16 protein-coding genes are annotated in these 20,489 nt (G+C 69.3%); 8 read left to right on the top strand and 8 right to left on the bottom strand.

Translation table 11 applies throughout. The annotated features are described in order from the left end of the window. Nucleotides 1–6 precede the first annotated feature (6 nt). The 7 genes from EV668_RS03725 to EV668_RS03695 all read left to right on the top strand — a co-directional run bounded on the left by EV668_RS03725 (nt 7) and on the right by EV668_RS03695 (nt 8,330). On the top strand, nt 7–2,508 hold the full coding sequence (locus tag EV668_RS03725; RefSeq protein ID WP_133768488.1) for a DUF3141 domain-containing protein: 2,502 nt from the start codon (nt 7–9) through the stop codon (nt 2,506–2,508). A gap of 1 nt (nt 2,509) precedes the next feature. Then, nucleotides 2,510–3,892, top strand: coding sequence for a bifunctional enoyl-CoA hydratase/phosphate acetyltransferase (locus EV668_RS03720; protein ID WP_133768487.1), 1,383 nt, complete (start codon nt 2,510–2,512; stop codon nt 3,890–3,892). Then, nucleotides 3,889–5,109, top strand: coding sequence for an acetate/propionate family kinase (locus EV668_RS03715; RefSeq protein WP_133768486.1), 1,221 nt, complete (start codon nt 3,889–3,891; stop codon nt 5,107–5,109). The genes EV668_RS03720 and EV668_RS03715 overlap by 4 nt, the downstream gene beginning before the upstream one ends. Beyond that, nucleotides 5,106–5,759 carry a CoA transferase subunit A gene (locus tag EV668_RS03710; protein WP_133768485.1) on the top strand — a complete coding sequence of 218 codons (654 nt, stop codon included), beginning with the start codon at nt 5,106–5,108 and terminating at the stop codon, nt 5,757–5,759. The genes EV668_RS03715 and EV668_RS03710 overlap by 4 nt, the downstream gene beginning before the upstream one ends. Before the next feature lie 10 nt (nt 5,760–5,769). Continuing rightward, a complete protein-coding gene (locus tag EV668_RS03705; RefSeq protein ID WP_133768484.1) occupies nt 5,770–6,423 on the top strand; it encodes a 3-oxoacid CoA-transferase subunit B in 654 nt (217 codons plus the stop codon). A gap of 131 nt (nt 6,424–6,554) precedes the next feature. Then, complete coding sequence (locus EV668_RS03700; RefSeq protein WP_133768483.1) at nt 6,555–7,415, top strand: 3-hydroxyacyl-CoA dehydrogenase family protein; 861 nt, start codon at nt 6,555–6,557, stop codon at nt 7,413–7,415. A 48-nt stretch (nt 7,416–7,463) separates the two neighbouring features. After that, nucleotides 7,464–8,330 carry an alpha/beta fold hydrolase gene (locus EV668_RS03695; RefSeq protein ID WP_133768482.1) on the top strand — a complete coding sequence of 289 codons (867 nt, stop codon included), beginning with the start codon at nt 7,464–7,466 and terminating at the stop codon, nt 8,328–8,330. A 13-nt stretch (nt 8,331–8,343) separates the two neighbouring features. Here the strand turns inward: EV668_RS03695 and EV668_RS03690 are convergent, their stop codons facing one another. The 4 genes from EV668_RS03690 to asd all read right to left on the bottom strand — a co-directional run bounded on the left by EV668_RS03690 (nt 8,344) and on the right by asd (nt 11,686). Then, on the bottom strand, nt 8,344–8,928 hold the full coding sequence (locus EV668_RS03690) for an alkylhydroperoxidase domain protein (RefSeq protein WP_133768481.1): 585 nt from the start codon (nt 8,926–8,928) through the stop codon (nt 8,344–8,346). A gap of 13 nt (nt 8,929–8,941) precedes the next feature. After that, nucleotides 8,942–9,553, bottom strand: coding sequence for a CMD domain protein (locus EV668_RS03685; RefSeq protein WP_133768480.1), 612 nt, complete (start codon nt 9,551–9,553; stop codon nt 8,942–8,944). A gap of 10 nt (nt 9,554–9,563) precedes the next feature. Beyond that, nucleotides 9,564–10,592 carry a putative FMN-dependent luciferase-like monooxygenase gene (locus tag EV668_RS03680; RefSeq protein ID WP_133768479.1) on the bottom strand — a complete coding sequence of 343 codons (1,029 nt, stop codon included), beginning with the start codon at nt 10,590–10,592 and terminating at the stop codon, nt 9,564–9,566. A gap of 191 nt (nt 10,593–10,783) precedes the next feature. Beyond that, nucleotides 10,784–11,686 (bottom strand): archaetidylserine decarboxylase, encoded by a 903-nt coding sequence (gene asd / locus EV668_RS03675; protein WP_133769963.1) that lies wholly within the window; start codon nt 11,684–11,686, stop codon nt 10,784–10,786. A 36-nt stretch (nt 11,687–11,722) separates the two neighbouring features. Here asd and EV668_RS03670 point away from each other — a divergent pair, with 36 nt between their 5' ends. Continuing rightward, entirely contained in the window at nt 11,723–13,441 is a 1,719-nt protein-coding gene (locus EV668_RS03670; protein ID WP_133768478.1) for an aminotransferase class III-fold pyridoxal phosphate-dependent enzyme, read from the top strand. 256 nt (nt 13,442–13,697) lie between these two features. Here EV668_RS03670 and EV668_RS03665 read toward each other — a convergent pair whose 3' ends face one another. From EV668_RS03665 to rpoC, 4 genes are all read right to left on the bottom strand, one after another. Next, complete coding sequence (locus EV668_RS03665) at nt 13,698–14,306, bottom strand: hypothetical protein (protein WP_133768477.1); 609 nt, start codon at nt 14,304–14,306, stop codon at nt 13,698–13,700. Further along, nucleotides 14,303–14,947: a class I SAM-dependent methyltransferase gene (locus tag EV668_RS03660; RefSeq protein ID WP_133769962.1), complete on the bottom strand. Its 645-nt coding sequence runs from the start codon at nt 14,945–14,947 to the stop codon at nt 14,303–14,305. The genes EV668_RS03665 and EV668_RS03660 overlap by 4 nt, the downstream gene beginning before the upstream one ends. 23 nt (nt 14,948–14,970) lie before the next feature. Then, a complete protein-coding gene (locus EV668_RS03655) occupies nt 14,971–15,999 on the bottom strand; it encodes a glycosyltransferase family 4 protein (protein ID WP_133768476.1) in 1,029 nt (342 codons plus the stop codon). 252 nt (nt 16,000–16,251) lie between these two features. Then, a complete protein-coding gene (gene rpoC, locus EV668_RS03650) occupies nt 16,252–20,451 on the bottom strand; it encodes a DNA-directed RNA polymerase subunit beta' (protein ID WP_133768475.1) in 4,200 nt (1,399 codons plus the stop codon). Nucleotides 20,452–20,489: the final 38 nt, after the last annotated feature.

Here is a 20,489-nt window from a genome sequence, read left to right as displayed (position 1 = left end):
GGAGCCATGGCCAGCATCTTCGAACTCTTCGACCCCCGCCAGCAGCCCGGCATCCCGCGCGCGGAGAGCGACGCGATCGACGTCGTCCAGCGCAATCTCGACGGGGCCAAGCTCGAAACCGAGGCCTTCTCGGCCACGGGCGACATCCTGACCACCGCGGCGGCCAAACATTCCCGGCGCATCCTCGACACGCATTCGGCCCGCGCCCGCAAGCTGAACGAGGCCGCCGGCGCGCTGATCACCGGGCTGCGCAACGCCCAGACCGGAGGCCGCCTGCCGAACGACTGGCTCGAATACCAGCGCGACTCGGCCGAACGGCTCGTCCTCGCCGCCGACACGCTGCGCAAGCGCGGCGACATCTTCCTCGAGCACGAGGCGGCCGATTGCCCGCCCGTGCTGATCTACGATTACGAGATCGTGATGGACGGGCGCGACATGCCCTACCCGTCCAACTACATGCTGCTGCGCATCCTGCCGCCCGAAGGCGTGACCGTCGACGACACGCGCCGGCCCTACATCATCATCGATCCGCGCGCCGGCCACGGCCCGGGGATCGGCGGCTTCAAGGCCGACAGCCAGGTCGGCGTCGCGCTGCGCGAGCATCATCCGGTCTATTTCGTCGCCTTCCGGAGCCGGCCCGAACCCGGCCAGTTCCTCTCCTTCGTCACGCGCAGCCAGGCCGCCTTCGTCCGCGAGGTGATGCGGCGCCATCCCTCCTCGCCGAAGCCGGTGGTCACGGGCAATTGCCAGGGCGGCTGGGCGACGCTGCTCCTGGCCGCCACCAATACCGACATCACCGGGCCGATCGTCATCAACGGCGCGCCGGTCGCCCCCTGGGCCGGGCGCGTCGGCGAGAACCCGATGCGCTACAATGCCGGCGTGCTCGGCGGCACCTGGATCCCGATGTTCCTGTCGGATCTCGGCGGCGGCGTCTTCGACGGCGCGCATCTCGTCATGAACTTCGAGCTGCTGAACCCGGCTCGCACGCTGTTCCGGAAATACACCGATCTCTACCGCGACATCGACAAGGGCGATCAGACCTTCCTCGAATTCGAGAAGTGGTGGGGCGGCTTCTTCCTGCTGACCGAGCCGGAGATCCGCTGGATCGTCGAGCAGCTTTTCGTCGGCAACCGCCTGTCGAAGAACGAGGCGCGGCTCGAGCCCGGCCGCCCGATCGACCTCAAGGCCATCCGCGCGCCGATCATCGTCTTCGCGAGCCACGGCGACAACATCACGCCCCCGCAGCAGGCGCTGAACTGGGTCGCCGAGACCTATGCCGACGTGGACGAGATCCGCATCCGCGGCCAGCGGATCATCTACATGGTGCACGAGCAGGTCGGCCATCTGGGCATCTTCGTCTCGTCCCAGATCGCGAAGAAGGAGCACGCCGAGGTCGCCTCGACGCTCGAGACCATCGAGGCGCTGCCCCCGGGGCTCTACGAGATGCGCATCGAGGACATCAAGGAGCAGGACGGCAAGAAGCGCTTCACGGTCGGCTTCGTCGAGCGCACGCTGGACGACATCCGCGCGCTCGATGACGGCTTCGCCGACGAGCGCCCCTTCGCCGCCGTGGCCCGCGCCTCCGAGGTCCAGGCGCAGATGTACGACGCGATGGTCCGCCCGCTCGTCAAGGCAAGCGTGAGCGCCTCGACCGCCGAGGCGAGCCGCGCCATGCATCCGGAGAGGCTGCTCCGCGCCTTCGCCTCCTCGCGCAACCCGGCGACGGGGCCGATCGCCACGGCCGCCGAACAGGTGCGCGCGAGCCGGGCCAAGGCGGCGCCGGACAACCCGTTCCTCGCCGCCGAGGAGCTCTGGGCCGACGCCACCGAGCAGATGATCGACTTCTGGCGCGACAGCCGCGACATGATGTACGAACTGACCTTCCACAGCCTCTGGGGGACGCCCTGGGCGCGTGCCTTCGGCAAGACCCACGAGGCGCGCCGCACGCTCAAGAACACCGATGAGCTGCGCGGCCTGCCGGAAGTCGCGAACGCCCTCTACAACATCGAGCGGGGCGGCTTCGTCGAGGCCGTGATCCGCATGCTGGTCCTGCTCGCCGACAACCGCGGCATCGTGCGCCGCGACCGTCTGGAGCGGTCGAGCCAGGTGCTGACGAAGGACGAGCCCTTCAAGTCGCTCGGCGCCGAAAGACGGGCGCTGGTCATCCACGAGCAGACCCTGATCGCGACCTACGAACCGGAGCGGGCGATCCAAACCCTCGCCGCCCTCCTCCCCGAGCGGAAGGATCGCGAACTGGCGCTCAAGATCGTCCGCTTCATCCCCGGAGCGGCCGAGGAGATGGCGCCTCAGACCCTCGCGCTGCTGCATCGTTTCGCGGACGCGCTGGGCCTGCCGCACGACGATACCGAGGTGAAGACCGATCCGCTGGCGGAGGTCCAGGACGCCGAGACGCTCGCCGACACCGTCACCGCGAATGTCGAGACCGCCAAGGCCGCGGCGACGGCGCGGAACCACCGGAACGGCGCCGGCGCCGGCAAGGCCTCCTGACATGCGTCTGACCAATCGCACCTTCGCCGAGCTTCAGCCCGGCGAGACGGCGGAACTGCGCCGCCTGATCACGCCGGACGACCTCTACGTCTTCGCGGCGGTCTCGGGGAACCACAACCCGATGCACTCGCCGCGGATCGACGTCGACGGCGACGGCGAGCCCGAGAGCATGGCCCCCGGCATGTTCGTCGGCTCCCAGATCTCGGCCGTGCTGGGCATGATGCTGCCCGGCGCCGGCACGCTCTATCGCCGCCAGGTGCTCGACTTCCACGAGCGTGCCCATGCCGGCGAGGAGCTGCTCTGCCGCGTCAAGGTGCTCGAGAAGCGCGACGACGGCATCGTCAGGCTCGAGACGGAGGTGACGCGCCCCTCCGACGGAGCCCTGATCGTCAGCGGCGAGGCGGACGTCATCGCCCCGCAGGAGAAGTTCGAGCGCGAGGGCGTCGAGGTCCCCGGCCTCCTCGTCCAGCGCCACCGCCATTTCGAGGCGCTGCTCGAACGGGCGAAGAGCCTCAAGGCCGTCCCTGTCGCCGTCGTCTGCCCGCATGACGAGAACTCGCTCGGCGGCGCGCTGCTCGCGGCGAAGGAGGGGATCGTCACCCCGATCCTGATCGGGCGGGGCGACAAGATCCGCAACGTCGCCGAGGGGATGTCAGCGGATCTCGCCGGCATCGAGATCATCGAGATCGCCGGCGACGGCGCGGCCGCGGCCGCGGCCTGCAAGCTCGTCCATGAAGGACGGGCCGGCGCGGTGATGAAGGGCCATCTCCACACCGACGACCTGCTGAAGCCGATGCTCGACAAGGCCCAAGGCCTGCGCGTCGGGCGCCGCTTCACCCACGTCTTCGTCATGGACGTGCCGGGGCTGCCGGAACCCCTCATGGTGACGGACGCGGCGATCAACATCGCGCCCGATCTCGCCACGAAGGCGGATATCGTCCAGAACGCGATCGATCTCGCCGTCTCGCTCGGCATGGAGCCGCGGGCCGGGGTGCTCTCGGCGGTCGAGACGGTCAACCCGGCGATCCAGTCCTCGATCGACGCCGCCCTTCTCTCGAAGATGGCCGAGCGCGGCCAGATCAAGGGCGGGCTCGTCGACGGGCCTCTCGCCATGGACAACGCGGTCGATCTCGGCGCCGCGCGGACCAAGGGGCTCAAGGGCGGCGTCGCAGGCCACGCCAACATCCTCGTCGTCCCGGGGATCGACGCGGGCAACATGCTGGCGAAGCAGCTCGCCTTCATCAGCCACGCCGAAGGGGCTGGCCTCGTGCTCGGCGCGCGCGTTCCGGTGATCCTGAACTCGCGTTCCGACAGCCCGATGTCGCGCCTCGCCTCCTGCGCGGTCGCGGCCCTCCATCACGCCTCGAAGGGAGACGCGGCATGACCCGCGACATCGCCTCGCCGGAGGCCTGGCACAATGCCGGCTTCCTGGCCCTGAACGCGGGCTCGTCCTCGCTCAAATTCGCGCTCTTTCCGGCCGAAGGCGACAAGGCCCTCGTCACCGGCCAGGTCGACCGGATCGGCTCGGAGGGTACGCTGAAGATCAAGGATGCCGAAGGCCAGCCGATCCCGCCGGCCGAGGGTACCCTCACCAGCCACGAGACCGCCTTGGCGACGGTGATCGCCACCATCAAGCGCGCCGTCCCGGATCTCGACCTCGCCGCGGTTGGCCATCGCGTCGTGCATGGCGGCATCCACTACACCGCGCCTGTCACGGTCGATGACGCGGTGCTGGAGAAGCTCGCCACGCTGTCCTCCTTCGCGCCGCTGCACCAGCCCCACAACATCGCCGGCATCCGCGCCGCGATGGAGGCCTTCCCGGGCGTGCCGCAGGTGGCCTGCTTCGACACCGCCTTCCATCGCGGTCAGCCCTTCGTCAACGACACCTTCGCCCTGCCGCACCGCTATTACGAGACGGGCGTGCGCCGGTACGGCTTCCACGGGCTGAGCTACGAATACATCACCGGCGAGATGAGCCGGATCGCGCCGCACCTGATGGCCGGACGCGTCGTCGTCGCCCATCTCGGGAACGGCGCCTCGATGTGCGCCATCTATCGCGGCCGCTCGGTGGCCTCGTCCATGGGCTTCTCGGCCCTCGACGGGCTGCCGATGGGTACGCGCTGCGGCCAGCTCGATCCCGGCGTCATGCTATACATGCTCGACCAGGAGAAGCTGAACACGGCGCAGATCCGCCAGATCCTCTACAACGAATCCGGTCTTCTCGGCCTTTCGGGGGGCCTCTCGAACGACATGCGCGCGCTCGAGGAAGCCGACAACGCCGAATCCCACCGCGCCATCGACTACTTCGTCTTCCGCATCCAGCGCGAACTCGGCGCCATGGCGGCGGTGATGGGCGGCATCGACGCCCTCGTCTTCTGCGGCGGCATCGGCGAGAATTCCCGTGTCGTCCGCCGCCGCATCTGCGAGCGGCTCGGCTGGATGGGCATCGAGATCGACCACGGCCGCAACGCCGAGGGCGCGACGGTGATCTCCTCCGAATTCGCCCGCACCACCGTCATGATCGTGCCGACCCGCGAAGACCTCGTGATCGCCCGCGCGGCGCGCGCGGCGGCCGGAATTCCCGAAAGGATTGCCGCATGAAAGGCGCTCTGAGACCCGCAGCCGCGGCCGAGATGATCCCGGACGGCGCGAGCCTCCTGATCGGCGGCTTCATGGCGGTCGGCACCCCCGAACGCCTGATCGACGCGCTCGTGGCGCGCGGGGCGAAGGACCTCACCGTGATCGCGAACGATGCGGCCATGCCCGGCCGGGGCATCGGCAAGCTGGTCACGGCCCGCGCGGTCTCGCGCGTGGTCGCCTCGCATATCGGGCTGAACCCCGAATTGCAGAAGCTGATGATCGCGGGCGAGATCGAGGTCGAGCTCGTGCCGCAGGGCACGCTCGTCGAGCGCATCCGCGCCGGCGGGGTCGGGCTCGGCGGCGTGCTCACGCCGACCGGCCTCGGCACCGAGGTCGAGCAGGGCAAGCAGAAAGTCGAAGTCGGGGGCCGGACTTTCCTCGTCGAGGAGCCGATCACCGCCGATTTCGCGCTCCTCGCGGCCTATCAGGCCGATTACGTGGGCAACCTCTGCTATTCGCTGACGGCCCACAACTTCAACCCGACCATGGCGCTCGCCGGCCGCACGGTGATCGCCGAGCCCGCGTCGATCGTGCCGGTCGGCGTGATCCCGCCGGACGCCGTCAAGACGCCGGGCGTGCTCGTCGATCATCTGATCGTTCGCGCGGCCTGAGGGGGACAGAATGGACGCGAAGGAACTCATCGCCCGCCGGGTCGCCCACGAGATCCGGCCGGGAATGCTCGTCAATCTCGGGATCGGGCTGCCGAGCATGGTCGCCAATTACGTGCCGGCCGAACTCGGGGTCTTCTTCCAGGCGGAGAACGGCGTGATCGGGCTCGGCGCCCGCCCGCCGGAAGGCATGGAGGACGAGAACCTCACCGATGCCGGCGGCGGCTTCGTCTCGGCAGTGCCGGGCGCGGCCTCGATCGACAGCGCCATGAGCTTCGGCCTCATCCGGGGCGGGCATCTCGACATGACGGTCCTCGGCGGCCTCGAGATCGACGAGGCCGGCCAGCTCGCGAACTGGAAGGTGCCGGGCAAGATGGTGCCGGGCATGGGCGGCGCGATGGACCTCGTCACGGGGGCCGCGCGGGTGATCGTCGCCATGCAGCACGCCGCCCGCGGGGCCTCGAAGATCGTGCCCCGCTGCACGCTGCCGCTGACCTCGCTGCGCCGGATCGATCTCGTGGTGACGGAGCTCGCGGTGATCGAACCGACCGAGGAAGGCCTCGTGCTGCGCGAGCACGCTCCGGGCGTCTCGGTCGAGGACATCCGCGCGGCGACCGCCGCCTCGCTGATCGTGCCCGCCGAGATCGCCGAGATGCAGCTCGCCTGAGCGATCCCGGCCCCACAAGGCCCTGAGACCGAGCCGGAACCGGCCGCTTCCCGCGGCCGGACGCTGTCGGCCGCCATCCGAGACCTCTCCCAACCACGCCCCGGCCCGAGCCGCCGGGGCCGGAGTGTTCCATGACCCAGATCAAGCAGATCGGCGTGATCGGCGCCGGAACGATGGGCAACGGCATCGCCCAGACCTTCGCCGTCGCCGGCTATCCGGTCCTGCTGCAGGACCTCTCGGAGGCCGCGCTCGAGCGGGCGCGCAAGACGATGGAATCGAGCCTCGGCCGGCAGGTGAAGAAGGGCCAGCTCTCGGAGGAGGCCGCCCGCGACGCGCTCGCCCGGATCAGCGCCGATACGAAGCTCGAGACGATGGCCGACCGCGATCTCGTGATCGAGGCGATCGTCGAGCGGCTCGACGTCAAGGCCGGCGTGCTGAAGCAGCTCGACGCCATCTGCCGGCCGGACGCCATCCTTGCCTCGAACACCTCGTCGATCTCGCTGACCCAGCTCGCCGCCGCCTCCGCCCATCCGGGCCGGGTGATCGGCATGCACTTCTTCAACCCCGTGCCGGTGATGCAGCTCGTCGAGATCATCCGGGCGCTCCAGACCACGGATGCGGTCGCCGAGGCCGTGACCGAGGTCACGCGGGCGATCGGCAAGACGCCGCGCGTCAGCAAGGACAGCTACGGCTTCGTCGTGAACCGCCTCCTCGCGCCCCTGATCAACGAGGCGATCAACTGCGTCTATGAAGGCCTCGCGACGCCCGAGGACATCGACAGCATGATGAAGCTCGGCGCCAACCATCCGATGGGCCCCCTCGCCCTCGGCGACCTGATCGGGCTCGACGTGGTGCTCAACATCATGGAAACGCTGTACGAGGGCTTCGACGATCCGAAATACCGCGCCAGCCCGCTGCTGAAGCAGATGGTCCATGCGGGCTATCTCGGACGCAAGACCGGGCGTGGCTTCGCCGAGTACCACAAGGCCTGAGCGAAGACCGGAACAGGGGGACGCCGTCGCCGAACGGCGGCGCGCACCATGACGCTGATCCAGACATTCCAGGCTGCGGACGGCGCCTCCCTCGCCTTTCGGGACGAGGGCGACGGGCCGCCGGTGCTGGCGCTCGCCGGCCTCACCCGCGACGGCCGGGATTTCGACTACCTGGCGCGGCGCCTGACGAATGTCCGCCTGATCCGCCTGGATTCGCGCGGGCGCGGCGCCTCCGACTGGACCGGTCCGGACACCTACAATGTGCCGCAGGAGGCGCAGGACGCCCTCGCCCTCCTCGACCACCTGCATCTCGACCGTGCCGCGGTGATCGGCTCGTCCCGCGGCGGCCTGCTCGGGATGGTGATGGCGGCGACCGCCCCGGCCCGCATCGCCGGCCTCTGCCTCAACGATGTCGGGCCGGTGCTGGAGCGGACGGGGCTCGAGCGCATCGGCCGCTATATCGGCGAGACGCCTGCCGTCGCGACGCTGAACGAGATCGCCGACCGCATGCCGCTCGTCATGCCGGGCTTCGACGCCGTGCCCGACCTGCGATGGGCGGAAGAGGCCCTGCGCCATTATGTCGAGACGGGGGACGGCCTCGGCCTCCCCTACGACCCGGCCCTGCGCCAATCCTTCGACGCCGCGATGGCGGGACCCCTTCCCGAGGCCTGGCCGCTCTTCGACGCCTGCAAGGGGCTCCCGCTCGCCCTGATCCACGGGACGAATTCCGACGTGCTCGCCGTCACGACGGCCGACGCGATGCAGGCCCGCCGTCCGGACATGGTCCGGGTCGAACTCGCCGATCGCGGCCATATCCCCTTCCTGGACGAACCCGAGGCGCTCGCCGCGATCGACCTCTGGCTCGGACGCTGCTTCCCGGGCGCCTATCGCTCGCTCTTCGCCCCGCCTCCCTGACGGGGCGCCGGGCCTATTTCGTCAGCGGCTCGCCGAGCGACAGCATCAGCCGGTTCGCCCAGTTGAAGAAGGCGGCGCCGTGGATCATGTCGGAGATCGCGAGGTCGTCGAGGCCCGCCTCCCGCAGGGCCGCGATCTCGCTTGTCCCGAATTGCGGCGGCGTGCGGCTCAGCGCCACCGACGCCGCGACCACCGCATCCCAGCGCGGATCGAGATCCGTGCCGACGCCCTCGTCGAGGAGGCGCTGGACGTCGTCCCGTCGCTTCGAGAATTGCGAGGCGAAGCGGGCATGGACCGAGGCGCAATAGATGCAGCCGTTGAAGCGCGAGGCCGCGGCAGCCGACAGCTCCCGCTCGGCCCGCGGCAACCCCTCCTTCGTGTTGTAGAAGATGTCCTTGTCGGTCTTCGTGCGCGCGCCGAGGATGTCGGGATCGTGCGCGAGCAGCATGAAATAGGGCGATTTCGAGCGCGAGGCATCGACGAGGCCGGCCCAGTGGCGCTCGGTCAGCGCCTCCTGCGGCAGCGGGTCGAGCCAGGGCGTCCAGTCGAGTTCGGCCTGGGTGAAGCGCTCGGGAGGCGTTCCGGCTGTGTCGGACATGACGATCCTCGGGTCAGGAAGCGGGCGAGGCGGCGAGGGCGCGGAGCCCCACGACGACGCGCAGCTGGAAGCACAGGAAGGAGACGAGCTGGGACAGCGTGACGATGCCGGGCGTCGACCACCCCGCCGCGACGAGCCGCTGGAGCCGTGCCGGCTCGGCCTCGCGCGGGTGGAAGACGAGGAAATGCGCGTGTTCCAGAGCCGCCGCGAGGCGCTCGCCCAGCGCCGCCCTGCCCTCGCCCGCGATCGCGAAGGACGGCGCCGCGGTGCTCTCGCCCGCGAGAGGCGCCTGCGGGAAGCGGCCGGTCGGCCCTTCGGCGGCCCCGCGCGCGACCTCCGCCGCGACGGCGGCCGCGAGGCCGGCCGGCGCCGACGCCGCGAACTCGTCCGCGTAATAGACGACCGCAGCCTCCGGCTGCCGGTGCAGCCCCGCCACGAAGGCCGCGACGGCCCGGCGCTCGACGAGGCTCATCCCGCTCTCGTCGTCCGGCGAGAACAGGGCGTCGTAGCTCGCCTGGGCGTTGTCGCGGGCCTGCTGGCGCGCGGCGCGGATGGTGTCGAGCCGCGAGCCGGGCTCGATCCCGACGAGATGATCGATGACGTCCTTCGGGGGAGACTGGGGCATGGAGGTCCTTTCAGGCGGCCGCGACGGGCTGCGTCGGCGAGCGCCGGCCGAGGCCGAGTTGCGGGGCCACCCTGGTGGCGAAGAGTTCGATCGAGCGCATCACGGCCTCATGCGGCGGGTCGGCCGAATGGATCTGGATCGTGACCTCGCTCGCGCGCCGCAGCGTCGCGTCGCGCGCGAGGGATTCGGCGACCTCGTCCGGCGTGCCGATATGGAGGTCGGACGCGGCCGCGATGGTGGCGGCATCCGTGCCGAGTTCCCCCTCCCCGCGCGCCCGCGCCCGTGCGGCCCAGAGCCGGAGGCCGGGCTCGGCGAGACGCAGCGCCTCCTCGCGCCGGTCGGTCACGAAGGCGCTGCGCGAGGCGAGGATGCGGGGCTCGGCGCCGTGCGGGAGCGCCGCGAGATAGGCGTCGATGATGGGGTCCTGGATCTCGGCCAGCGAGAGGCCCGGCTGGCCGGGCGGACGGGGCTGCGTCCGCGAGAGCATGAGCCCGTCGCCGGCCCGGCCGGCCCGCTCTCCGCCCGCGACGGAGAAGGTCGCCTGCCACAGGCGCCCGGCGAGGGTTCCGGCCGGCGGATAGAGCACCGCCCCGCCCTCCAGCGCCTCCCCGCGCAGGGCACGCCGGAAGGTCTCGAGATGACGTCCGTAGATCTCGCCCCGCTCGCCGCTCTCGTAGCCGAAGGCCGCGAAGGAGGCGGCCGAGCCGCCGGTGCCGAGCCCGAGATCGAGCCGCCCGCCGCAGAGGAGATCGAGCACCGCGGCATCCTCGGCCGCGCGGAGCGGCTGTTCGAGCGCGAGCGTCAGGATGCCCGTGCCGAGCCGGATGCCGCGCGTCGCGGCGGCCACATGGGCGAGGAACACGAGCGGCGACGGCAGGCCGCCTTCGTCCCCGTCGAAATGATGCTGCGCGATCCAGGCCGAATCGTAGCCGAAGCGCTCCGCCTGCCGGATCTGCTCGGTCGCCAGCCGATAGCGCTCGCCGGGGCCGCCCTCGTCGAGGAGGCGGGTGAAAAAGCCGAGACGCGGTGAGCCCGACAAGGATCGCTCTCCAAAGGTCCCGCGAGGGAGCCGGGGGCCGATCCTGACCGGCGCTCTGCCGCAATGCAACACCGGACGCGCGGGAGCACGGAGCGTGCCACGTCCTCATGCCGAGGTGCTCGCCCAGAGGGCGAGCCTCGAAGCACGCGCGCAGGCTGTGGGTTCTTCGAGGCTCGGTTTCGCGGAACACCTCAGGATGAGGAGGGAGGTTTGGGGACAGCCCCTACGCCGTCCCGGCGCAGCAGGGCCTCGCCCATCCTGATCGGCCGCCCCTCGGCGACACCGTCGGCGAAACGATAGCCCGGCGGCGCGAAGACGACGATGGTCGAGCCGTGCTCGAACCAGCCGAGTTCCTGCCCCCGCGTCACGGCCGCGTCGCAGGCGATGGTGCGGGCGCCGCCTTCGCGCAGATCGAAATCCTCGCCCATGAAGGCGAGGCGCAGGCCCGCGACCAGGATCGCCGCGACCGGCACGAGCCGCAGCACCTCGCCCGTGCCGCCGAGGCGGAAGCGCAGGACGGCGCGCTCGTTCCGGCAGAACAGCGCCTCGACCCGCTTCAGCGCGATCGGATTGACGTTCCAGGTGTCGCCCTCGATGTAGCGGATGCCCTCGATCCGCCCGTCGGCCGGGGCGTGGAAGCGGTGATACATCCCGGCCGTCAGGCGGAGGGTGACGAAGACGCCGCCCCGGCAGCGTTCCGCCTCCTCCGGATCGGCGAGGAGGTCGGCGAGCCGGTAGGGCATCCCCTTGATCTGATGGATCGTCTCGCCCTCGACCGGCCCATGCGCGCCGACGATCGCGTCGCACGGACTCGCCAGGACCTCGGGGTCCGCATCGACGATGCGGGCACCATCCCGCAATTCGCGGATGAAGGCGTCGTGCAGCGACCGGAAGCGCTCCTTGCGGGCGTCCGACAGGTCGACATCGCAGAAGAGCCGCCAGGTCGCGATCGAGAGGTCCCGCACGAGCGGCTGCTCGATCCGGCTGAACCGGCCCATCAACCGCGTCGCGAGGCGGCGCGGGATGCGGTTCGTGAGGAGGAAGTTGAGGTCCTCCTGCGCCGCGATGCGCAGGAGGGTTCGGCGCAGCGTCATCGTCATGTGTTAGATGCCCCGTAGGCGTACCCGGTCATGCCCATCGCCTCCTCCACCCTCATCGCATCCCTCCTCGGCGCGACGGCGCTCGCCGCCCTCGTGCCCAAGGCGGCACGGCGGCTCGCCCTGTCGCGCGCCAAGCACCCCTCGCTCGCCGGCCATGTGCGCATGGCGAAGCGCATCGCGGGCTGGCTGCCCTCCTACGAGTTCGGCGAGGAGGATTTCTTCCGCTCGGACGACGCGACGGGCGAGGTGGCCGAGCGACGACGCCTCGCCTTCCGGCGCCTGTCCGAGCAGCTCCGCGACCGGACGACGGCGACGCGGCGCCTCACCGCCGAGGCGGCCGGCGGCATCTCGGATCTCCAGTTCACGGACCGCTACCGGGTCCCGTTCCCCTATCGCCGGCTCGTCAACGAGGCCCTGCCGCTCGGCACCTTCGTGCGCTCGTCCGAAGGCCCGCGCCTGACCGACCTCGACGGCAACGTCGCCTACGACGTCTCGGGCTCCTACGGGGTGAACCTGTTCGGCTACGAGTTCTACAAGGGCGCCCTCGCCGAGGCGGAGCGCGAGGCCCATGCGCTCGGGCCCGTCCTCGGCCCCTACCATTCCGTCGTCGCCGACAACGTCGCGCGGCTTCGCGCCATCTCGGGGCTCGACGAGGTCTCGTTCCACATGTCCGGCACGGAAGCCGTGATGCAGGCGGTGCGCCTCGCGCGCTACCATACCGGCCGGCGCCGGATCGTCCGCTTCTGCGGCTCCTATCACGGCTGGTGGGGCGACGTGCAGCCCGGCATCGGCAACCCGATCCCGGCCCGCGACACCCTCACCCTCGCGGAGATGTCGGACCGCACGCTCGGCGTCCTCGCGGGCCGGCGCGACGTCGCCTGCGTTCTCGTCAACCCGCTTCAGGCGCTCCATCCGAATGCGGGGGCGCCGGCGGATTCCTCGCTCGTCGACAGCTCGCGCCGGGCCGGCTTCGACCGCGCGGCCTATGCCGATTGGCTGCGGCGGCTGCGCGAGGTCTGCACCGCGCGCGGCATCGTGCTGATCTTCGACGAGGTCTTCGTGGGCTTCCGTCTCGCGGCGGGCGGCGCGCAGGAGTATTTCGGCACGAAGGCCGACCTCGTCACCTACGGCAAGTCGCTCGGCGGCGGGCTTCCGGTCGGCGTCCTCTGCGGCAAGGCGGCCCTGATGCGCCGCTTCCGCGAGGACAGGCCCGGCGACATCTGCTTCGCGCGCGGCACCTTCAACTCGCATCCCTATGTGATGACGGCGATGAATGCCTTCCTGCGCCATCTCGAGACGCCGGAGGTTCAAGCGCTCTATCGCGATCTCGATGCGTGCTGGGACGGTCGGGTCGCGCGGCTCAACGAGCGCCTCGCCGAGGAGAGGCTGCCCGTCAGGGTCGCGCATCTCTCCTCGATCTGGACGATCTTCTACGAGCGTCCCTCGCGCTACAACTGGATGTTCCAATATTATCTGCGGGCCGAAGGCCTCGCCCTTTCCTGGGTCGGGACGGGTCGCCTGATCTTCAGCCTCGACTACGGCGAGGCCGACTACACGGCCGTGATGGATCGCTTCGTCGCCGCCGCGCTCCGGATGGAGCGGGACGGCTGGTGGGCCGGCGGCCTCGCCACCAACAAGGACATCCGGCGCCGCATCCTGCGGGAAACGATCGCGGCCTGGCGCGGACGATCCGGTGCAGGGTCCCGGCCGCAGCGCGGCGAGGAGCTTCGCCCGGCACCGACGCCGTAGAGGAGCCGCGACTTACCCTCCCCTGGAGGGGGAGGGTCGACGGCGGAGCCGGCGGGGTGGGGTGAACCCGCCCTTCCTCATCCGCGATGCTCTGCGAGGCGGCCACCGCGCGTCACCCCACCCCGGACCTTCGGTCCGACCCTCCCCCTCCAGGGGAGGGTGAAGGCGGGCTGCATGACGCGCCAAGTCTCGAGTGCCTTCGGCGTCGCTCGACCTCTCCCGCAAGGGGAGAGGTCCGGGCCCATGCCCCTCAGCCTCAAGCGTGGCTGTGGCCTTCGCGCGGATCGATCAGCTCGCCGCGCATCAGGGCGAACGGCGCGCGCCAGTACAGCTTGATGTCGTGGAAGGGGTCGGTGAGGATCTTCGTGCCCCAGACGAGGCCCGTCTGCACGTCACGGGTGACGCAGAGCTGAGCGACGCGGAAGACGAGACCGCCGAGCGCGATGGCGAACCAGATGTAGCCGACATGGCGCACGAGTTCCCAGGTCGACGCGGCCGGGGTGAAGACGCCGAAATAGGTCGGGTCGAACAGCAGCGGCAGCGGCGAGAACACCCAGATCGACATCAGGATGACCTTGCGGAACAGGTTGTAGCCGACCTTGATCTCTTCCTTGTGCTCGTGGCTCGCGTGGTTCACGTGGTCGTATTCGTGCGGCTCGAAGAAGAAGTGGCCGGCCTGGCGGGTCGTCATCGAGAAGAGCCAGCCGATCAGCGCCGCGAGGGCCAGATCCTTGAAGGCGATCACATAGGCCGCGATGAAGCTGATCGCACTGACGAGATGGAGCGCCTGGTTGATCCGGCTGTGGTGATAGTAGCGGTGATCGTCCCAGCGCTGGATGCGCAGGGCTTCGCGGAAGCTCGTCATGCGGTTGTCCTTTCTTGGTTCGGCTTGCGGAAACGGATGAGGGAGAAATGGCCGAGCGGCGGCAGCGGGCGGTGCTCGACGATCTCGATGCCGCGCGAGCGCGCCCAGCTTTCGTAGCGCGACCAGGGGAACTCGGTGCGCCAGCCGAGCCGGGCGGTGATCGGCATCAGCGCCTTCTCGATCGTGCCGCGCAGGCCCGTCTCGGCGCCGATGCGGCTCGTCAGGATGATCTCGCCTTCGGGCCGCACGACGCGGACGAACTCGTCGAGCGCGACCTCGGGGTTCGGCACGGCCGTGACGACATATTGGGCGACGACGACATCGAAGCTGTCATCGGCGAAATCGAGCCGCTCGGCATCGCCGACGGCCAGCCCCTCGACATGGCGCAGGCCCTGCTCCTTCACGCGCTGGCGCGCCTTGTCGAGCATCGGATCCGACAGGTCGATGCCGAAGACACGCATCGTGCGGGGATATTGCTCCAGCGAGATGCCGGTGCCGACACCGACCTCCAGCACCCGGCCGCCGACGCGCGCGGCGGCCTCGACGGAGACGGAGCGCCCCCGGGCGAAGACCGGCCCGAAGACGAGATCGTAGATCGGCGCCCAGCGGTCATAGGCCTTGGCGACGCCTTCGGTATGCATGCTCACGACAGGTCCGCTCCCATTCAGGCCGCCGCCCGCATGGTCGCGGGGCGGATCAGCGCATGGCCCATGTTGCGCACGAACTGGTGCGCGCTGCGGTCCCAGGACCGCGTCAGAGCAAAGTCGCGGCAGGCCTGGCGCGGGATGGCGAGCGCCCCCCGGCAAGCCGCCGCGAGATCGTCGTCGAGCACGCCGACGCCCGTCCCGCCCACGACGTCGCGAGGCCCGGTGACGGGGAAGGCGGCGACGGGCACGCCGGAGGCGAGCGCCTCGAGCTGGACGATGCCGAAGGTGTCCGTGAGGCTCGGAAAGACGAAGACGTCGGCCGCGGCGATGTGGCCGGCGAGGCGCTCGCCCTCCATCGCGCCGAGGAAATGCGCGTCGGGGAAGCGGCTCTTCAGCTCGGGAAGCTGAGGCCCCTCCCCGATCACGACCTTCGAGCCCGGCAGATCGAGCGAGAGGAAGGCGGCGAGGTTCTTCTCGACGGCGATGCGACCGACATTGAGGAAGATCGGCCGCGGCAGATCGAGCGGGAGACGCGCCTTCGGCGTGAAGAGGTCGGTGTCGACACCGCGCGTCCAGAGGCCCAGCTTGCGGAAGCCATGGCCGCGCAGCTCGCTCATGAGCGAGGCGGTCGAGGCCATCGTCACGCGGGCGGCGGCGTGGAAGCGGCGCAGCAGCCAGTAGCTCGCCGCCTCCGGCAGCCGGAACCGCGCCGAGACGTATTCGGGGAACTTCGTCATGAAGCTCGTCGTGAAGGGCAGGCCTCGCCGACGGCAGTAGCGGCGCACGCTGAAGCCGATCGGCCCCTCGGTCGCGATGTGGATCGCATCGGGCTGGGCGGCTTCGATCCGGCGCGCGATCTCGGCCGGATTGGGGAGCGCCACGCGGAGATCCGGATAGGTCGGCAGCGGAACGGTCGTGAAGCCGTCCGGCGAGAGGAAGACGATCTCGGTGCCGAACTTGGCCGCGCTCCGCTGCAGCGCGGTGAGCGTGCGCACGACGCCGTTCACCTGCGGATGCCAGGCATCGGTGGCGACGAGAATGCGCATCGGCTCGCAACTCCCAAGGTCAGGCGGCTCTCCGCCGGGACGGCCCCGGGACCACGGCGCCACGCAACCGTCGCGGCGCCGTCGTCCAAGTGCCGACCTTGTCGTCGCGGGGTATGGCAGGCCGATAACAGCGGCGTGACGTCTGCAAGGAGGTTGGGTGAAAGGCTGCGGACGGGCGCGACGCCGGCCGCGAGCAACAAAAAGGCCGCCCGGAGGCGGCCTTTTCGACGAACCGGCCGAAGCCGGATCGGATCACTCTGCGGCGGAGGGAATCTCGCCGAGCTGGGCCTGAGCCTCGGCCATGCGGGCCGCGGCCTCGGCGTTGCGCTGCGCGAGGATGAGCTCGTCGCGACGCGTCGCCACCTGGCGGATCTGCGTGTTGATGGCGCCCGTGCCCGCCGGGATGAGCGAGCCGACGATCACGTTCTCCTTCAGGCCCTCGAGCGTATCGACCTTGCCGTTCACGGCAGCCTCGGTCAGCACCCGCGTCGTCTCCTGGAAGGAGGCGGCGGAGATGAAGGACCGCGTCTGCAGCGACGCCTTGGTGATGCCGAGGAGGACGGGCACGCCGATGGCGGGCTTCTTCTTCTCGGTCGCGAGCTGCTCGTTGATCTCCTCGAGTTCGAGCCGGTCCATCTGCTCGCCGGTGAGAAGCTCCGAATCGCCCGATTCGGTGATCTCGACCTTCTGCAGCATCTGCCGGACGATCACCTCGATGTGCTTGTCGTTGATGTTCACGCCCTGGAGCCGGTAGACCTCCTGGATCTCGTTGACGAGGTAGGCAGCAAGCTCCTCCACGCCCTTGATCGCCAGGATGTCGTGCGGCGCCGGGTTGCCGTCGACGATGAAGTCGCCGAGCTCGACCTGGTCCCCGTCCTGAAGGTGGATGTGCTTGCCCTTCGGGATCAGGTACTCGACCGCGTCCGAGCCGTCATGCGGGGTGAGCGTCAGCCGGCGCTTGTTCTTGTAGTCGCGGCCGAACTGGATCGTTCCCGACTTCTCGGCGATGACGGCCGCATCCTTCGGACGCCGCGCCTCGAACAGCTCCGCGACGCGCGGCAGACCGCCGGTGATGTCGCGGGTCTTGGCCGAGTCGGTCGAGACGCGGGCGAGCACGTCACCCGCCTTGACCTGGGAGCCCGGATCGACCGACAGCACCGCGTCGACCGGCAGCAGGTAGCGCGCATCGCTGCCGCGGGCGAGCTTGGCGATCTTGCCGGACTTGTCCGTGATCGTCAGCGCGGGCTTGAGGTCCGAGGTCCGGGCCGAGCCGCGCCAATCGATGACGAGACGCTTCGAGATGCCCGTCGCCTCGTCGGTCGTCTCCGTCATGGACATGCCGTCCACGAGGTCCTCGTAGCCCGCGACGCCGTCGATCTCGGTCAGGATGGGACGGGTATAGGGGTCCCATTCCGCGATGCGCTGGCCGCGCTTGACCTGGTCGCCGTCGTCGACCTTGAGCTTGGAGCCGTAGAGGATGCGGTGGACCGCCCTCTCCTGCCCGTCCGCCCCGACGATGACGACCGAGTTGTTGCGGCCGACCGCGACGAGATCGCCGTCCGAGTTCTTCGCGATGGCCTTGTTGCGGATGCGTACCGTGCCGTCGAAGCCGGATTCCACGAAGGACTGGTCGGCGATCGTCGCCGCGCCGCCGATGTGGAAGGTCCGCATCGTGAGCTGCGTGCCCGGCTCGCCGATCGACTGCGCCGCGATGACGCCGACGGCCTCGCCCATGTTGACGGGCGTGCCGCGGGCGAGGTCGCGCCCGTAGCAGGTGGCGCAGACGCCGTTCTTCGAGGCGCAGACGAGCACGGAGCGGATCTTCACCTCGGTGATGCCCGCGGCGGTGATCGCCTCGATGTGCTTCTCCTCGATCATGGTCGTGCGGGCCGGGACGATGACGGTCCCGTCCGGAGCGACCACGTCCTCGGCGACGAAGCGGCCGATGATGCGCGAGGCGAGCGAGGCCACGATCTGGCCCGCATCGATGATCGCGCGCATCGAGATGCCCTTCTCCGTGCCGCAATCGGCTTCACGGATGACGGCATCCTGCGCCACGTCGACGAGACGACGGGTGAGGTACCCCGAGTTCGCGGTCTTCAACGCCGTGTCCGCGAGACCCTTCCGGGCGCCGTGGGTGGAGTTGAAGTACTCGAGCACGTCGAGGCCTTCCTTGAAGTTCGAGATGATCGGGCTCTCGATGATCTCGCCCGAGGGCTTGGCCATCAGGCCGCGCATGGCGGCGAGCTGCTTCATCTGCGCCGGCGAGCCGCGGGCGCCCGAATGGCTCATCATGAAGATCGAGTTGACCGGCTTGTCGCGGCCCTGATCGTCCTTCTGGACCGAGGAGATGCGGTTCATCATCTCGCCGGCGAGCCGGTCCGAGCACTTCGCCCAGGCGTCCACCACCTTGTTGTACTTCTCGCCCTGGGTGATCAGGCCGTCCTGGTACTGCTGCTCGTAATCCTTCGCGAGGGCACGGGTCTCCTCGACGATCGACCACTTGTTGTCCGGCACGACCATGTCGTCCTTGCCGAACGAGATGCCCGCCTTGAACGCGTGGTGGAAGCCGAGCGCCATGATGCGATCGCAGAAGATCACCGTCTCCTTCTGCCCGCAATTGCGGTAGACGGCGTCGATCGTCCCCGAGATCTCGCGCTTCGTCATCAGCTTGTTGACGACGTCGAACGGCACCTTCGGGTGGCGCGGCAGCACGCGCGACAGGATCACCCGGCCGGGCGTCGTGTCGTAGAAGCGCGTCACGGGCTTGCCGTCCTCGCCGAGACCCTCCCAGCGATAGCGGATCTTCGTGTGGAGGTGGATGACCTTCTCGTGCAGCGCGTGCTCGAGCTCGCCGAAATCGGCGAAGGCCTTGCCTTCACCCGGCGCGCCCTCGGCGACGATCGAGAGGTAGTAGAGGCCGAGCACGATGTCCTGCGAGGGCACGATGATCGGGTGACCGTTCGCCGGGTGCAGGATGTTGTTCGTCGACATCATGAGGACGCGCGCCTCGAGCTGCGACTCGAGCGACAGCGGCACGTGGACCGCCATCTGGTCGCCGTCGAAGTCCGCGTTGAAGGCGGCGCAGACCAGCGGGTGAAGCTGGATCGCCTTGCCCTCGATCAGGACCGGCTCGAAGGCCTGGATGCCGAGACGGTGCAGCGTCGGCGCCCGGTTCAGCATGACCGGGTGCTCGCGGATGACCTCGTCCAGGATGTCCCAGACCTCCGGCTTCTCCTTCTCGACGAGCTTCTTGGCCTGCTTGACGGTGGCCGAGAAGCCCTTGGCGTCGAGCTTGGCGTAGATGAAGGGCTTGAACAGCTCGAGCGCCATCTTCTTGGGCAGCCCGCACTGGTGCAGCTTCAGCTCCGGCCCGACCACGATGACCGAGCGGCCCGAATAGTCGACGCGCTTGCCGAGCAGGTTCTGCCGGAAGCGGCCCTGCTTGCCCTTCAGCATGTCGGCGAGCGACTTCAGCGGACGCTTGTTGGCGCCCGTGATGACGCGACCGCGCCGGCCGTTGTCGAACAGCGCATCGACCGCTTCCTGAAGCATGCGCTTCTCGTTGCGGATGATGATGTCGGGCGCGCGCAGCTCGATCAGCCGCTTCAGGCGGTTGTTGCGGTTGATGACGCGGCGGTAGAGGTCGTTGAGGTCGGACGTGGCGAAGCGGCCGCCGTCCAGCGGGACCAGCGGGCGCAGGTCCGGCGGGATGACGGGGACGACCGTCAGGATCATCCATTCCGGCTTGTTGCCCGAATTCTGGAAGGCCTCGATGATCTTGAGGCGCTTCAGCAGCTTCTTGGGCTTCAGCTCGGAGGTCGTCGTCTCGATCTCGTGCCGGATGTCGACCGCGATCTTCTCGAGGTCGAGATCGATCAGCAGCTTGCGGATCGCCTCGGCGCCGATCAGCGCCGTGAACGAATCCTGGCCGTACTCCTCCTGAGCGCGGATGTACTCGTCCTCGGAGAGGAGCTGACGGTCCTTGAGCGGGGTCAGGCCCGGCTCGATGACGCAATAGGATTCGAAATAGAGGATCCGCTCGAGATCCTTCAGCGTCATGTCGAGCAGGAGGCCGATGCGCGAGGGCAGCGACTTCAGGAACCAGATATGGGCGACGGGCGCGGCGAGCTCGATATGGCCCATGCGGTCGCGCCGGACGCGCGCCAGCGTCACCTCGACGCCGCACTTCTCGCAGATGACGCCCTTGTACTTCATGCGCTTGTACTTTCCGCACAAGCACTCGTAATCCTTGATGGGACCGAAGATGCGGGCGCAGAACAGCCCATCCCGCTCCGGCTTGAAGGTGCGGTAGTTGATCGTCTCGGGCTTCTTGATCTCGCCGTACGACCAGGAGAGAATCTTCTCCGGCGACGAGATCGAAATCTTGATCTGATCGAAGCTCTGCGGCTGGGCCGCCTGATTGAACAGATTCATGACTTCTTGGTTCATGATCTTCTCCTCGCTCCTTCGCCGCCGGGCGAAACCCG

It is taken from the genome of Enterovirga rhinocerotis, from assembly GCF_004363955.1.
Lineage (GTDB): Bacteria > Pseudomonadota > Alphaproteobacteria > Rhizobiales > Beijerinckiaceae > Enterovirga > Enterovirga rhinocerotis.
This window is presented reverse-complemented; position numbering and strand designations above follow the sequence as displayed.

Coding starts and splice junctions, on each gene's coding strand:
- EV668_RS03660 (WP_133769962.1), bottom strand. CDS start 14,947: ATGCATACCGAAGGCGTCGCCAAGGCCTATGACCGCTGGGCGCCGATC.
- EV668_RS03715 (WP_133768486.1), top strand. CDS start 3,889: ATGACCCGCGACATCGCCTCGCCGGAGGCCTGGCACAATGCCGGCTTC.
- EV668_RS03695 (WP_133768482.1), top strand. CDS start 7,464: ATGACGCTGATCCAGACATTCCAGGCTGCGGACGGCGCCTCCCTCGCC.
- EV668_RS03670 (WP_133768478.1), top strand. CDS start 11,723: ATGCCCATCGCCTCCTCCACCCTCATCGCATCCCTCCTCGGCGCGACG.
- EV668_RS03720 (WP_133768487.1), top strand. CDS start 2,510: ATGCGTCTGACCAATCGCACCTTCGCCGAGCTTCAGCCCGGCGAGACG.
- EV668_RS03700 (WP_133768483.1), top strand. CDS start 6,555: ATGACCCAGATCAAGCAGATCGGCGTGATCGGCGCCGGAACGATGGGC.
- EV668_RS03725 (WP_133768488.1), top strand. CDS start 7: ATGGCCAGCATCTTCGAACTCTTCGACCCCCGCCAGCAGCCCGGCATC.
- EV668_RS03690 (WP_133768481.1), bottom strand. CDS start 8,928: ATGTCCGACACAGCCGGAACGCCTCCCGAGCGCTTCACCCAGGCCGAA.
- asd (WP_133769963.1), bottom strand. CDS start 11,686: ATGACGCTGCGCCGAACCCTCCTGCGCATCGCGGCGCAGGAGGACCTC.
- EV668_RS03705 (WP_133768484.1), top strand. CDS start 5,770: ATGGACGCGAAGGAACTCATCGCCCGCCGGGTCGCCCACGAGATCCGG.
- EV668_RS03655 (WP_133768476.1), bottom strand. CDS start 15,999: ATGCGCATTCTCGTCGCCACCGATGCCTGGCATCCGCAGGTGAACGGC.
- EV668_RS03665 (WP_133768477.1), bottom strand. CDS start 14,306: ATGACGAGCTTCCGCGAAGCCCTGCGCATCCAGCGCTGGGACGATCAC.
- EV668_RS03710 (WP_133768485.1), top strand. CDS start 5,106: ATGAAAGGCGCTCTGAGACCCGCAGCCGCGGCCGAGATGATCCCGGAC.
- rpoC (WP_133768475.1), bottom strand. CDS start 20,451: ATGAACCAAGAAGTCATGAATCTGTTCAATCAGGCGGCCCAGCCGCAG.
- EV668_RS03685 (WP_133768480.1), bottom strand. CDS start 9,553: ATGCCCCAGTCTCCCCCGAAGGACGTCATCGATCATCTCGTCGGGATC.